Below are 15,329 nucleotides of genomic sequence, written 5' to 3' on the forward strand. Positions count from 1 at the left end.
ATATACTCCCAGGAAATTAACATCAATATCTCTATTCAAATATTAAATTTTCACTAGTTAGACTTTCACCATATAGACTTAAATATTCGTCTATGGATTTAGTATTTTCAAATACGAGGAAATTATATTGTTGGACAATCTGTGGATAACTAATAAAATATAGATATTATGATGAAAGAGAAAATAACAGTAAAAGACATATTAAATGATAACTATAATGATTTCAAAAATAAATATTGGAATAAGGTACTGAAATATATGCGAAAGCATATTGATGAAGCAGTAAGTAAGGCTTTAAAGTGTAGTGATATTAAGTATGGATTTGCAGAATATAAGTGTGAAACATGTGGAGAGAGCACAAAAGTTCCATTTACATGTAAAAGTAAATTTTGTAATAGATGTGGTAGATTATATACAATGAAATGGGCTGAAAAACAAAGACAAAACATGATAAGAGTTGTACATCGACACAGTGTATTTACACTAGCGAAGGAACTAAGAAATTATTTTTATTCTAAGAGAGAATTATTAAAAGAAAAGAATAAACAAAATGAAGTTAAGAAATCATGGAAACAAAGAATAATAGAGAGTTTTGAAAGAAATCCATTATGATGCAATAAATGTGGAACTGAAAAATTTTTATGGAAAATATGGCATAAGGATTATGGGGTGATATATGATATAAGGGAAACGAGTAACAGAAAGGATATATTATATGAACCAAAAAGAGATAAAGTACATAGAAAAGTTTTACAAATATTATTGATATAAATGTAATTATAGTGAATTGGCTCCCGCGGACATCGTAGATGAGTTTGCTGATATGGATGAATATTGCGATGGAGAATACAGTTCAGAACAAGAATGTAAAAGGAAGGAATGCCAGTAATGGAGTGCCCTAATTGTAATGCGGATTTTTATTATTCAGGAGAAACGAAAAGAGAAGAAGGCTCATATTGGATTGATGAAGATGAACCTTCTCAGTTTTAAAATTCACAAAACTCATAGTCCCCGCTAGGGGATTTTTTATTGAGAAAGGTTGACATTAGGAGTACCCATTCTAGACATGATGTTTTCCCTAAATGAAATTTTAAGAATACATGATTTATAGAATATGTTACAATTTATATATAATAGTAAATTAGAGTTAAGTAAAAATTATTTGTATAACATGCAGATAAATAGTAATTTCGAGTACAGATTATTTATATAATCTTCATTGCATTAAAATACACCTAATGCAATGATTGTTCCCTGAATTCTTGATATATTTGTAACGAGGAGGTGAGGTTATGGATTGGCAGAAGTGCATGAACCAAGCACTTGATTATATTGAAAATAATCTATCTTGTGGTATTGATTATTATGTAGCGGCAAAGATCATGAACTGCTCGGAGTGGGAATTTCGCCGAATTTTTTCTTTCTTAGCTCAAATTCCATTGTCCGAATATATTCGTCGCAGGCGATTAGCTATGGCTGCAATAGATATTAAAAAGGGCGAAAAAATAATTGATGTTGCTATACGCTATGGATATGAATCTCAAGCAGCTTTTTCAAGAGCATTCAGTCGATTTCACGGAATAGCGCCATCTTTGGCTCGAGATGAGGGGGTGGCTCTAAAAACATTTCCACGCCTGACCTTTAAACTGATATTAATGGAGGGAAACGGTATGAAAAAGAATCCTAATCACAGAACTAACATTATAGGTGCTGGCGAAGTTGGTTATGCAATTTCGGTTGATATGGACAAGAACAACATTCATAAAACTAATAGTTCTTTTTGGGACACTAAGGGAAACGAGGTTATAGGTACAACTGCACTTCCTAAATATGGCGCATTTGTTTCGGAGGAAAAATGTCATCTTTTTGGGGATGTATCAGGGAAAAAGTTGTTAGAAATAGGCTGCGGAACTGGACATTCTCTAAAATATCATGGAGATCACAAAGCTTCTGAACTATGGGGGATAGATATTTCTGAAAAGCAAATAGAAAAAGCTAGAAAATATTTATCATTGTATGGTTTTTCTGCAAAATTAATCTGTTCACCAATGGAAGAAGACTGTGGAATACCTGTAGATTATTTTGACTATGTTTATTCTATTTACGGTGTGGGTTGGACTACTGATCTTGAAGGTACTTTTTGCAGGATTGCTTCTTACATAAAAAAAGAAGGTGTATTTATTTTCAGTTGGTCTCACCCAATACATAAATGCGTTGCTATCGAAAATGATTTGCTTTCTTTTAAAAAAAGTTATTTTGATGAATCTTGGTATTCTGTATCTCTTGAAGGAGGTGCAATATCTTTATCGGATCGCAAACTATCAACTTATATAAATGCATTAACAAAAGCAGGATTTGTCATTGACGAAATGATTGAAGAATCTGACGATGAGATTATTCAATTATATAAAGATAGTGACTTTGCTAAAAAAGCAAAAATGCTTCCTGTAACATTTGTAATCAAAGCAAGAAAATTATAGCAATTAAAAATTATTATTTTTTTACATTTAATGAAATGCGTTTCCTGCTATAGTATATGAGCATAATTCGAAGTATGACAAATTCTAATTTGTGCAGATATTTGGAATATAATTTATTATACAATTTTCTTTAATTGTATAACAACCAATAAGACACATTATTCTAAGTGAATAATGTGTTTTTTATGTGAAAAATTATCTGAAATTTTAAGAAATGAGGCGGGAGGTTCTGGTAATATTATCAAAAAGTGTTACAATAATAAGTAAAAATTTAACTCATAAGGAATACAAAGCAAGGGAGCGCAAGAAGAAAAATTGAAGGGTTAGACGATAAATTAAAACCACCGACCTTTATTAATTTAGCTCAAAAAAAATAGTGCCTCACTATTAAAAGTATTAGCAGGACGGCGTAGGGAATAATGATATTTAGGCAACTGAGTTATATCCATTATTTAGATGTTTTGAATGGTCTAACAAATCAGTCTGCCTATTATAAAGTTTATCTAATGAATTTATATCAACGCTTGTAATTTTACTTAAAAACTTAATTCAAATTCAAAGTTCTCAACTAAATCTATTAATAACTATCTTAATGTACGAGGGTCACTTTTAATTTGTAACATAATCTCCTTTATTACTAGAAGTTAATACTAAATTATATTAACTTATAACCATTCCTACAAAACTAAAACATTTATGTAATAATTTTAAATGGAAATGAATATATTTTACATTATAAACTTGCAATGTAAATACTGCCTACTTTATATAAAAATAAATATTTACTTTTCTAATGCATGAGTTATAATTTAATTGTTAATTAAGATATATTATGTAAATAAATGCTATTATAATTTGATTGTTATGATAGGTTTGATTTTATTATAAATGGCAGTGTAAAACATCTAAAAGTAGCATGAAAGCACATTTCGTTTCTAGTCAATTTTTAGTAAGATTAAAGATAGAATATTTATTTTCAAATGATAAAAATATAAAAGAGAGAGGGGAAATAACAATTTTTGATAATGAAATTTTATCACCAAATGAAAAATTAAAAAGTATTAGAAATCTTATAGGAGCAACTCAAGAAGAAATTGCTGAGAGAGTTTGTACAAAATATTTAATTAGTCAAATTGAAAATCATAAGAAAAAATTGAATTATAAATTAGCACTTGGACTTGCTAAAAATTTGAATAAAATTGTAAAAATAAAAAAAATAGATATTTTAGAAATTACAGCTGATAAATTAATTGAAAATGAAGATATTCAGGCAAATTATTTATTTAAGAAGAATATAATAGATGGATTAAAAAAGATTAAAGAAATTAATGAACTTGAAGAAAAGTTGAGTGAGGGAGAAAGCCTGATAAGAAAATATAATATTGAAGATAGCATGAAAGTTGATATGTATAAGCTTGCGGCTAATATTTATTATTTAAAAGAAAAGTATACCCAAAGTGATGAAATGTGTAGGTATGGATTAAAAATATGTCTTAACACAACAAATACTTTAGAAGAAGCAAGCTTATATATAAGTAAGTCTCGCAATAATATGGCTAGAAAGAATTATATTGTCGCATTAGAGCAACTAGATTATGCATTAAAGCTAAATAATGATATAAATAAAAATGAGATTCTTCAACGAGTATTTTTTAATAAAGCACTTATATATACTTATATGAATATATACGATAAAGTTCTAAAATACTTAACAATATTAATAGATAAATTTGAATTGAAAGAGAAGCAGTTACTTGATGTGAAAATGTTGCATGCAAATTGCTTAACTGAACAAGATAAACTTGAAGAAGCTAGAAATGAATACATTGAAATATTAGAGCCTGCAATGAAATTTAATGATAAAGACCTGCTGGCTATGACTTACAGGAATTTATCCGAAGTATATTTGAAACAAAAAAAATATAAAGATGCAGTAATAGCTATAGAGAAGTCACTAGATTATAACAATGGTAACTGGTATCTAGCTGAAAATCTGTATTTTGCGTCAAAAGTATTTAAAAATATGAATAAAGATGTTGAAACATATCTTTTAAGAGCACTAAAAACATGGGAAAAAAATAATGCAGAGAATGCAGATATAATTGAAAAAATAATTTATGAGCTAGTTTTAGTTTATATTAAAAGAGAAGACGAAAAGAATATAATGCTAATGACAAAAAAAGTAGAAGAGTTAAATATAGACTTTTGTTTAATTTATGCGGAACTTGTAAAGTACTATAGATATCGGAATGAAGAAAAAAGTATATATTATAATGATAAATCAATTGAAAAAATGAAAAAGATTAAAAAAATCTAAAAAAAGTTTTTTTAATCGCAAGTTTCAATATAATGTTACAATGTTGATGATAATAAATGTAAAAAAAGTAAACATAAAAGGAAGGTGTATTTTATGAAAAAAATCTTAATAGCAGTAATAGCAACATCAATGCTATTAACAAATGCTGCATTTGCAGCATCAAAAACCACAAATAATGATACTAGCAAAAACAAATCGCTGTCTAGTGCAAGCCAATTTCAGTTACAAATTAATAATCCAGGCGGATGGTAAAGTAATAAATAGAAATTGAAAAGAAGTATTGAAAAATGTAATAACAAAAATTAAAGAAGTTGACCAAATTCAATAAAAATTTGGTCAACTTTTTTGAATTTGTAAAATAAGGGAAATGGCTATATAATTTATTTCGTGGTAAGCATTAAAAATAAATAAGTAGATAATATTAATAGAGAAGGCTGAAACTCGTTGTTGTATTAATAAGAACACCAGGTTGTGTTTGAAAGAAATCTATAGTAACTTACAGTTATTTTACACTGCTATTAGAGAAATGGAGGAATTAAAGTTGAAAAATAATGAAGCCATTTCTCAGCTTAACCAAGCTATGGAAAAAGCGAGGGCAGATTTGTACAAGGCCATTGAAATATATGGGAGGAGTTCTAATGAGGTGGTAATTGCCAGTCAAAAATTAGATGAATTGATTGTTAATGCATACAAAGAGCAACTTAATACAAACAATAAATAATATTTATAGAAAGGCGTGGATTAGGTGATAATTAAGGAATCAATCGAAATATTTAGGGAAGATACTTCAATGGAAAAATTTAAAAAAGAAATTAAATTATTAAAAAGTGCTGGATACAAAGTATATGAGCAGCACGAGAACTATGTGTGTGTTTACCAAACTGCAACGGTAATAGATTCGAATTTAATTGTTAATAAAAAGAGTAAATAAAAAACCGACAGTAACATAAAGTCACCTATGGATATTGCCGCATTGTTTGTGATGTTAAGTGCATTAATATTATAATATAAAATACAAAAAAGCGTTAAATACAATAGTATAAATACGAGGTAAAACTTAGTTTTACAAAGGTTATAAAAAATACACGGTGCTTAGTCTCCGAAATTAGTTCAAATATATTGACTTTAAGTGAATTTGTTAATTTATTTACTACTGGCGGTTTCTATAGATTAGGGATTATAATTGACTGTAGCGCGCAAGGGATAAATGATAATAAAAGCATATGAATTGAAATGCAGAATAAATGCAATGAGCTAAAAATTTCTTTAGGCTCATATTTCTAAATACAAAAAATAACTATTTATGGTATAATAACCTTAATTTAAATATGTTGGAGGGAAAAAATGAACAAGAGTGTCAGATTAATTTACTGTATTTTTGGAAGCATTATACTTGTATTACTAAGCCATCCAATTCCACATGATGTAATAAACGGAATATTTTTTGTAGGGACTGAATTAAGTGTATTAACCGATTTTGTTTCAGCTATAGGTGTCATATTAACTGCAATTTTTGCTGTAATGTTGATAAAAGAGAATTGTACATCTAAAAAATAAATGAAAATATTACAATTCTTGGGGTCAAACGATGAAATTAGAGCAAGAGGGGACTTTTACAATAATGGTACAACCACGGCAACAGCGGCAACAGGCGGAGCAGCATTCTGAGTTGGTCAAGGTGTGACAGTATCATTTCAAGTTAGTGTAGTTTCAACCAATTATAAATACTGTTATAAAACATGTAGATTAAACCCATTTAACTATTAATAAATTACTTATTATATAAATAACAACTTAAAACGTTTAAAAAATAGCATGAAAGTGCATTTAGTTTTTAGTCTATTTTTAGTAATATAGAGTTAGAGAGTTTATTTTTATAATAAAATAAACTCTGCAATGGTTGATTGGAATTATGACATTGCAGATTTAAAATAGAGGGGCGGGGCTAATAACAATGTTTGACAATGAAATAATTTCCCAAGGTGAAAGATTAAAGAGACTTAGAGAGATGTACCATATAACACAAGATGAGATTACACAGGGGATATGCTCAAGAACTAATTTAAGTAAAATTGAAAATAACAATCAAAATCTTAGTTTCAAATTAGCTATTGGATTTGCAAATAGATTTAATGAAATTATAAAAAAAAGGGGATTAGATATTAAATCTATTACAGCAGATTTTTTAGTGAAAGATGAAAATGAACAAGCAAATTATATTTTTGTAAAGATTTTAAAAAAATTAAAAGAAGTAGAAACGATAGATTTATTTGACCAAAAGTTGAGAGAAGCCGAAGAGCTAATTCAAAAGTATAACATTGAAGATAGTAGAAAGATAGAGTTGTATAAAATTATAGCTGATATTTATTATAATAAATATCAATATACTAAGAGTAATGAAATGTGTAACAATGGATTAAAAATATGCATTAATTCGAACAATGTTAAAGAAGAAGTGAATTTTTATATATATAAATCTAGAAATAGTATAAAAACTTTTCATTATAATGAAGCTTTAAAAGATCTAGATTATGCAGAGCGATTAAATAATAATACATACAATTCTGATCTTTCTGAAATGATACTTTACCACAAAGGGCTGACATATAAAAAAATGTGTAAGTATGATAATGCTTTAAAATATTTTAAGATTTTAATAGAAAAACCAGCAAAAAACCAAAATTTATTAATAAAGGCGAAAATGGTATATGCAAATTGTCTAATGGATCAGTATATAAAATTTGAAGAAGCTCAAAAAGAATATTTTGAAATATTAAATTTATCAATTGAAGCTGATAACAAAGATTTCATAGCATTAACTTATAAAAATTTATCTGAGTTGTATTTTAATGAAAAAAAGTACAAAGAATCAGCAAAATATATAGAATATGCATTATTATATACTCCAAGAAATGAATATCTTAACGAGATCTACTATTTTGCAGCGAAAATTTATCAAAATCTAAATGAAGATTTTGAAGATTATCTTTTATGTGCATTAGAGATATGTGAACAAAAAGATAGAGAAAATTTAAAATTAATTGAAAAAATACTTTATGAATTAGTACTTGTTTACTCAAAAAGAAAAGATGATGAAAATATAATGATAATGGCAGATAAAGTAGAAGCGTTAAATATAGACCACGATTTGATTTATCCCCAAATTGCACATTATTATAAAGGTCGAAATGAAGAAAAATGCAACTATTTTTTAGAAAAATCTATTGAAAAGTCAAAACGAATTAAAAATATTTAAAAAATTTTTTTTTTAATCGCAATTTCCATTATTATGTTACAATGGTGAGTGAAACAATGTCGATAAACTCACTATATGAAGGAGGTGAATTTATGAAAAAAATTATATTAGCGGTAATAGCAACATCAATGCTACTATCTAATGTTGCATTTGCTTCAACAAAAACTACACATATGAATACGGGCGAAAACAGCACAGAGTCTAGTATGAAGCAAAATAGTATGTATAATTTAAATTCTACTGATCCACATTGATAACTATAAATATAATTAAAAATGTAACCCCAAATATAATAAAAAGGTGAGCGAATTTAATCAAGTACACTCACCTTTTTTTCATTTTACAAATATTAGAGATGGCAATATAATTTATTTAGGAAGTAAGCATTTAAAATAAATAAGTACATAATATTAATAGAGAAAGTTGAAACTTGAAACTCGTTATTGTTTTAATAAGAACACCAGTTTGCGCTTAGAAGAAAGAAATTCATAGTAACTTACAGTTATTTTATACTGCTATTAGGGAAATGGAGGAATTAAAGTTGAAAAATAATGAAGCCATTTCTGAGCTTAATCAAGCTATGGAAAAAGCTAGGGCAGATTTGTACAAGGCTATTGAAATATATGGACGAAGTTCTAAGGAGGTAGTAATTGCCAGTCAAAAATTAGATGAAGTGATTGTTATTGCATACAAAGAACAACTCAATATAAACAAAGAATAGTATTTATAGAAAGACGTGGATTGGGTGGTAATTAGGGAATTAATAGAAATATTTAAGGAAGATACTTCAATTGAAAATTAAATTTTACTACGTTTCAGCATTTAATAGTATATATAATAATATATAGAACCATCCCCTCTGAGAGTACAATATAAAAGCTACAACTTAGTTAAATAAATGGTTGTAGCTTTTCTTATATTCAAAATACCTACATTTTCTTAATACGGTTAAATTAATGTGGCAGACATAATTTTATATGTAAGGGTGTTAATGTTAAGCATAACAGTGACACCATTTCTAATAAGTTTAGGAATACACGGCATGGAAGAAGAAAAGTAAGATAGTATTTGATAGGGATAAAAGTTTATGTGAGTTATATATTAGAAACTTATATTATACATATGGACTTATACATAATAACTCTATTAAAGTATATCACATAGAGCCTATAATCGAAGCTTAAGACTTAAGATTAGATGTTTATATAATTGTGTACTTATCACCATAAGATTGCAAATAGGGGAGAAATGCCACAGAAGTATTAAAAGATATAGTTAAAGATTAGCATTTAATTAATCTTAATAAAATATATACTAAGATACTAGTATGGTGCTTGACATATATTGAACTTAGAGGTAATATGTTATAGATAGATATGGTTATAATTTGCAAATAATACATAAAAAGGAGCTGTTTGTATGAACGAAAATCTTTTGAAAAATATGGCATGCACACTACTAGTTTGCACAGCTACGTTATTAGGAGGAAATTTTGTGACGACAAATGCTGAAACAGTAAAAAACAGTAAAGCTAAAGTACAAGCTATAACAGTTACTAATTTTAAGACATTAACAGAAAAAGTTGAACAATGTGTTACTGTTGATGAGTCAAAGGTATTATTTGACAAAGACAAAGCTTCTAAAGCAGGTCTTACAAATCAGGAAATTGAAAGATTGAGTAATATTTATAATGAAATGAATCAAATGATAAAAAGTAACAAAGCATATATTTTTAAAGCAGATAATGGTAACTATGATGTAAAGATTAATAAAACTAGCAATATCATAAATGCAGATTCAATAGACACTAAAAGATGGTATGGGTATGATTTTTACTTCACTCCTACCGAATGTGCTGATGCAGCTACATATCTACAAGATGGTGCTACAGCAACTGTTACTATTGCAGGAGTGCTAGGATTAATTGGTGTTGGTATACCTGAAGCTGTTGTTTTAACTGTTGGAGCTGGAGTAGCAGTCTTAGGTGATGATTACTTGTGGAGAGCTGCTAACCATAATGGTCTTAATGGTGTATATTATGATACTACTGGAAATGTAAATTTCTCAATAAATTATAATTAATATGAAAGATAAAAAAATAATAATTTCTAATATGCTATTACTTGTAGTAATAACACTTATGTATGTTACTAATTATTTTAGGGATAGAATCCCGTCTAATATTTATGACAAGTTAATGATTATATATGGAGTCATGACTATAATTATAGTTATCGGATTCATTATAGTGTTTATTAAGAAATGATATTTAGAAATCTTAATCAATCATAGAAGGAGTAGTTACTAAACTACTCCTTCTATGATTGTAGACCAAAAGGACTCGGGATAGTTTTGGTTATTAGTAATATTTTTATACTTAGTAAACGCCAATATATGTCTTATATACATTTTATTTCTAACTATGCTAGTATCAAGCATAGTGTTATATATTATATTACTCAATTATTTGAGCTTCAATATCGCTTCCAGCAGCATGCTTTTCTAAAAGCTTTATACCATATTTTAGAAAAGTTTCAATATCGGTCTTGCCACTAAAAGAATAAACGCATATTAAAATTTCATTTACATTGTATGTTATCATAGCTCTTTCTGAATCACTAGTAGGACTTCCAAAGCTACTAATGGAATCAGTTAATACAGGAAGATTATCTATATTTATTAGTTCTTTGCCAATCCCTTTATATTGTTCGCCTTCTTTACCTATCATTAATAAAATAGGTGAATGTAGATTTTTAATATCATATGAACCTACAGGAAACTTTGATTGTAATGATATTAAATTATTGATATCTACAATATTGTTTATTTTATAAATATCTTTTCCTTGTAATATTCTCCTGATTAATGCTTCAGAAGACAAACGATATTTACTAGGTGCTTTACCTAATTTTTTATATACTTCTCTTCCAGCTTTAATTCTAGGCAAGGTTGACAAGGCTTCAATATGTATTTCTTTCTTTAATAGGTCGCAATAATTGTTAATTTCTTTTAATAAACTATCACTGCTATTTTCAACAGTTACATGTGCTTGTATACATCCAAGCGTCATTTGAGGACAAACTTTCTTTAATTCTTCGCAAATTGATATATCTATCATAATATAATAAAACTCCTTTTTATTTTTTTAAAATAATAATATTTTATTGTAATGCGAACTTAGTATTCCATTTAAATTACAATCTCTTTTCAAAATTACCTATGACAGAAACACCTTCATTAATTATTATGAATGCATTCGCATCTATCGTCTTTATATTTTTTTTAATAAAATTAGCTTCATATTTTGAAGCTACTGTTAACAAAACTTTTATGTTTTCACTAGTATAAGCACCACTTCCTTGCCCAAAAGTCGCGCCTTTATTTAATTTATCCAAAATCAAATTCTCGATTCCATCTACTTTAGTAAAAATCATAATAGTCACCATAATGTTTTGATAGTGAGTTTTATAACATATTAAAATGTTATTTATATATTATTATATCTTTTTAATTAAATAAGTCTTTGCTGAAATATAGTTAGTTTTTAGTCTATTTTTTGATTCTTTTTCTAAATTCTGCAGGTGATATTTTTTCTGAGTTTTTAAATACTTTGGTAAAGGAGGAATTATGTTCATAACCTATCATCTGAGAAATTTGTAAAATTGTTAAGTTTGTATTTAAAAGAAGTTCTTTTGCTCTCTTTACTCTTAAATTTTGTATATATTCAGTAGGTGAGATGTTCATATTATGTTTAAACCATTCACTATAATAACTAACGTTATAATGTTCTATACCTGCTAATTTCTTTAAATCAATATCTTCTGTAAAATGTTCATTTATATATTTAATGGAATTAGGCAAATTTTCAGTAATAATAAAATTATAAAAGTAAAGAAATAAATTATTTATAGAACTAGAATTTTGATTAATATTATTTTCGTTTAATAATAAATATCTTATCGCTTTCCATTTATCATCAAATAAAAAGTTCCTTCCACCACACATTTTTTCCATGTCATATTTGTTTAGCATGCTATTAGGTATATCTAAAACTAAGAATTCATTATTGTTGTAACTATTAAAAGTATGCTTACAATCTGGAGGGAGAAAGAACACTGAATCATCGTTTAATTTCAATTTCTTATAATCAGTTTCTATAGAAAGTACACCATGAAGTGGCAAAATTAATTGCCCATATTCATGAGCATGGGTATTAGTTTTAAAATTATATATTCTACGCTCACATTTTATATTATTCAAAAGCACTCCTTCTTTCCATGTTCATACTACAATTTAAAATTAAAGTCGTAATTTAATTATATCATAACCTTAATATTTGACATTTTATTATAATGAGAGTTATTAAATAATGGAGAAAATACTAACAGGCTTTAGAATATCAGGCATTTTAGAATTAAAGGTCAAAAGATTTAATGATGGATTTGGAGATAATTTAAAACTGATATCATAGGTACAATAGATACAGAAAATATTTGTAACTTATAGGAGTCTAAATTGTATTTATTATGAATAAAAATGATTTTATTGTCGAATACTATTTTATGAATTGTAGAATTATTATATATGTAGAGGAGGAAATAATAATGAATAAAAATTTAAAAAGGGTTATGGGTTTGGTGATATTAATAACCATTGTTTTTTCATATATAATGAATGTAAATGTAATGGCTAAAATGCCTAATGATAATGGTGTAAATTTAATTCTGGATGCATTTAAATATAATGATACTCTACCAAAACATTTCCGAAAAACTACAGATTTAACAGTTATAAAAGACAATAAAGATCTGATGCTTAATGGCTTGGATAAATTAAATATTTCTGGAAGTCAGCAATTTTCAGGAAATAATATTCAGCTTTTAACAAAAGCTATTGATACTTCATTACCTATAACAGTAATAGATTTAAGGCAAGAATGTCATGGATTCATAAATGGATTTGCAGTTAGTTGGGCAGATTCAAAAAATAATGCAAATGTCGGTCTTACTAGAGAACAAGTTATATCAAAAGAAAACAATGATCTAAAAAATATTAAATTAAATGAGCCCATAAGTTTTTTTAATAATCCTAAAGAAACTATGGTTGTTAAAACAGTTCAAAATGAAGCAGAACTTACTAAATCAAAAAAATTATCTTATGAAAGAATAACCGTTAGAGATGGAGGAATACCAACTGATGACATGGTTGATTATTTTATGGGATTTATAAAAAATAAACCCAAAGATTCTTGGTTGCACTTTCATTGCAAAGAAGGAATTGGAAGAACATCTACTTTCATGATAATGTATGATATGATTAATAATTATAAGGATGTTAGTGCTGATGCTATAATTAAAAGACAATTAGCATTAGCAAATTTCGAGGATGTTACATTAAAATCTTTTTATAATAATGAAAGAATAGGCTTTTTAAATAAATTCTATGATTATTGTAAAACTAATGGAGATTCATTTAATGTAAAATGGAGTGAATGGAAAAGTAAGTATTCTAGTATTGAGAAAGCAGACAATTCTAATACTGCACAACTATTAAACATAAACTCTAACTATATAAAGAATAGCGTAATTCCTAAATTTTTACATGTTGTCTCTTTAGATTCCATGAGACCTAATGAAAGAACAATGATAACTAGCCTTCAGGGGCTAGTTAATAATCATTGTTCTTTTCAAATATATACGATTAATTCTTCTCAGCTAGATTATAAAATATGGCTGGAAGATTTAAAAAATAATTATAAAGTGTCTTATGAAATAATATCGGATCCTTGGGGATTAGTAAATATATATAAAGATTATATAGAAGGATATGTGCTTTATAGCAGCAAGATACCAAAAGATTCCTCAATAAACAATGCTTGTTCTTTAGCAGGATTAAATAAAGCTTTGGTCATTGATGAGGCAATAGAGCCTAGAATAAAAGAATTGGGTATAAAATTTAAAGGAGATTGTAGAAATACAGACGAAAACTGGGCCTATAATAATTTATGGAATAAAGGCTTAAATCATTCCATAGTAATACAGCTTTCTCCTGATAGAATTGATTCCTTAAGAGATTATGCTATAATGACTAAATCTTTAATATTTTATGAAGAAAGCATAGATAAAACAGTTCTTAGAGATAAAATATTTTCTTCCATGGAGGGGAATCCTACTTGTTTAGGATGGGGACCAGATGAATTTATTAATGTAAGTACAGCGTCAAAATATGGAGTGAGCATGGTTGCAGCAGATTGGTCCTATAATTTAACTACTTTAAGCGCTTTTCCACAGCCTTGTCTTATCAAAAAACCTTCATTAACAATTCCTAAAGAGGATAATGTTCACTATGTTACTTTCATAATGTCAGATGGAGATAATCAACAGTGGAATCTTGGAACTAACTATGGATCTCCTAAATGGTTTGGTTATCCTAGTAGAAACAAAATTGCTTTAGGCTGGTCTATAGCTCCAGTATTATATTATTTAAGTCCTACTGTTTTTAATTTATATTATAAAAACATAAGTAATGGTAATCAAGGAAATAACTTTATTGTAGCTCCTTCTGGAAATGGATATATATATCCAAGTAAATTTCCTCGTAATAAATTAAGGTTATATATTAACTCGTTAAATGATTATATGCAAAAAGTAAATGAAAATTACGTAGCAATAATAGATGATTCTGCATTTTATGATATTGATCTTTGGAATAATTTTACTAACAAGCCAAATATTCAAGGATTATTTTATCTTGATTATCATAGACATGATAATTATAAAGGAAAAATTTTATGGTCTAATAATAAGCCTATAGTATCTTGCAGGGATTTACTTTGGAATTCAATTGAAAATGAAGATGAGTTAGTGAAGAAAATAAATGACAGGGTTACTTTAGGACAAATAGATGTCAAAAATCCTGAAGCGTACACTTTTGTTTATGTTCATGCTTGGTCAAAAGAGGCAAGTAATGTTGAGAAGGTTATAAACATGCTAAAAGAAAACAAAAGTGTAAGGATAGTCACCCCTGAAATTTTTATGCAATTAATAAAGGAAAACATTAAAGAATAGTGTCGTAAGTTAAAAATGTTATCTTAATTTGTAATGAACATTTTAATTATTGCTAGTAAATTGAGAAATACTCAATATCTAAGTTTGAACTAGAAAATTGAATTATATTATATGAGCTCTAAAGATATGTTTATATCATAGTTTTGTGATATAAAAAGCATAATAGTAATTATTTAACCTTTTGATATAATTGAAGATGAAGTCGAAAT

The 15,329-nt window shown here is 27.2% G+C and carries 15 protein-coding genes; 12 read left to right on the forward strand and 3 right to left on the reverse strand.

All coding sequences use genetic code 11. From position 1 onward, the window contains the following. Nucleotides 1–168: 168 nt before the first annotated feature. The 11 genes from CLPUN_RS16200 to CLPUN_RS16240 all read left to right on the forward strand — a co-directional run bounded on the left by CLPUN_RS16200 (nucleotide 169) and on the right by CLPUN_RS16240 (nucleotide 10,135). The gene (locus CLPUN_RS16200; protein WP_077848288.1) at nucleotides 169–612 is read left to right on the forward strand and encodes a transposase zinc-binding domain-containing protein; all 444 of its coding nucleotides are present in this window, start codon (nucleotides 169–171) and stop codon (nucleotides 610–612) included. A gap of 770 nt (nucleotides 613–1,382) precedes the next feature. After that, nucleotides 1,383–2,480: a helix-turn-helix domain-containing protein gene (locus tag CLPUN_RS16205; RefSeq protein WP_242954160.1), complete on the forward strand. Its 1,098-nt coding sequence runs from the start codon at nucleotides 1,383–1,385 to the stop codon at nucleotides 2,478–2,480. A 916-nt stretch (nucleotides 2,481–3,396) separates the two neighbouring features. Then, complete coding sequence (locus CLPUN_RS16210) at nucleotides 3,397–4,797, forward strand: helix-turn-helix transcriptional regulator (protein ID WP_242954161.1); 1,401 nt, start codon at nucleotides 3,397–3,399, stop codon at nucleotides 4,795–4,797. A 93-nt stretch (nucleotides 4,798–4,890) separates the two neighbouring features. Beyond that, a complete protein-coding gene (locus CLPUN_RS28160) occupies nucleotides 4,891–5,049 on the forward strand; it encodes a hypothetical protein (protein WP_198944356.1) in 159 nt (52 codons plus the stop codon). Nucleotides 5,050–5,338: 289 nt separating this feature from the next. Beyond that, nucleotides 5,339–5,518, forward strand: a complete 180-nt coding sequence (locus CLPUN_RS16215; protein ID WP_242954162.1) for an aspartyl-phosphate phosphatase Spo0E family protein — start codon at nucleotides 5,339–5,341, stop codon at nucleotides 5,516–5,518. A gap of 24 nt (nucleotides 5,519–5,542) precedes the next feature. Further along, nucleotides 5,543–5,728, forward strand: a complete 186-nt coding sequence (locus CLPUN_RS16220) for a hypothetical protein (protein WP_077848290.1) — start codon at nucleotides 5,543–5,545, stop codon at nucleotides 5,726–5,728. Nucleotides 5,729–6,141: 413 nt separating this feature from the next. Beyond that, nucleotides 6,142–6,354, forward strand: a complete 213-nt coding sequence (locus tag CLPUN_RS16225; RefSeq protein WP_077848291.1) for a hypothetical protein — start codon at nucleotides 6,142–6,144, stop codon at nucleotides 6,352–6,354. Nucleotides 6,355–6,751: 397 nt separating this feature from the next. Then, nucleotides 6,752–8,053: a helix-turn-helix domain-containing protein gene (locus CLPUN_RS16230; protein WP_077848292.1), complete on the forward strand. Its 1,302-nt coding sequence runs from the start codon at nucleotides 6,752–6,754 to the stop codon at nucleotides 8,051–8,053. A 56-nt stretch (nucleotides 8,054–8,109) separates the two neighbouring features. Next, complete coding sequence (locus CLPUN_RS27175) at nucleotides 8,110–8,307, forward strand: acid shock protein (RefSeq protein ID WP_143329073.1); 198 nt, start codon at nucleotides 8,110–8,112, stop codon at nucleotides 8,305–8,307. Nucleotides 8,308–8,594: 287 nt separating this feature from the next. Beyond that, on the forward strand, nucleotides 8,595–8,774 hold the full coding sequence (locus CLPUN_RS16235; RefSeq protein ID WP_242954163.1) for an aspartyl-phosphate phosphatase Spo0E family protein: 180 nt from the start codon (nucleotides 8,595–8,597) through the stop codon (nucleotides 8,772–8,774). Nucleotides 8,775–9,472: 698 nt separating this feature from the next. After that, a complete protein-coding gene (locus CLPUN_RS16240; protein WP_077848294.1) occupies nucleotides 9,473–10,135 on the forward strand; it encodes a hypothetical protein in 663 nt (220 codons plus the stop codon). 373 nt (nucleotides 10,136–10,508) lie between these two features. Here the strand turns inward: CLPUN_RS16240 and CLPUN_RS16245 are convergent, their stop codons facing one another. The 3 genes from CLPUN_RS16245 to CLPUN_RS16255 all read right to left on the reverse strand — a co-directional run bounded on the left by CLPUN_RS16245 (nucleotide 10,509) and on the right by CLPUN_RS16255 (nucleotide 12,319). Then, nucleotides 10,509–11,171, reverse strand: coding sequence for a B3/B4 domain-containing protein (locus CLPUN_RS16245; protein WP_077848295.1), 663 nt, complete (start codon nucleotides 11,169–11,171; stop codon nucleotides 10,509–10,511). A gap of 76 nt (nucleotides 11,172–11,247) precedes the next feature. Continuing rightward, nucleotides 11,248–11,487: a YitT family protein gene (locus tag CLPUN_RS16250; protein WP_158078786.1), complete on the reverse strand. Its 240-nt coding sequence runs from the start codon at nucleotides 11,485–11,487 to the stop codon at nucleotides 11,248–11,250. 115 nt (nucleotides 11,488–11,602) lie between these two features. After that, a complete protein-coding gene (locus CLPUN_RS16255; RefSeq protein ID WP_423237306.1) occupies nucleotides 11,603–12,319 on the reverse strand; it encodes an AraC family transcriptional regulator in 717 nt (238 codons plus the stop codon). Nucleotides 12,320–12,657: 338 nt separating this feature from the next. Between CLPUN_RS16255 and CLPUN_RS16260 the strand changes: the two genes are divergently transcribed. Next, nucleotides 12,658–15,120 carry a GxGYxYP domain-containing protein gene (locus tag CLPUN_RS16260; RefSeq protein WP_077848298.1) on the forward strand — a complete coding sequence of 821 codons (2,463 nt, stop codon included), beginning with the start codon at nucleotides 12,658–12,660 and terminating at the stop codon, nucleotides 15,118–15,120. Nucleotides 15,121–15,329 lie beyond the last annotated feature (209 nt).

This window comes from Clostridium puniceum (assembly GCF_002006345.1).
Classification (GTDB): Bacteria; Bacillota; Clostridia; order Clostridiales; family Clostridiaceae; genus Clostridium; species Clostridium puniceum.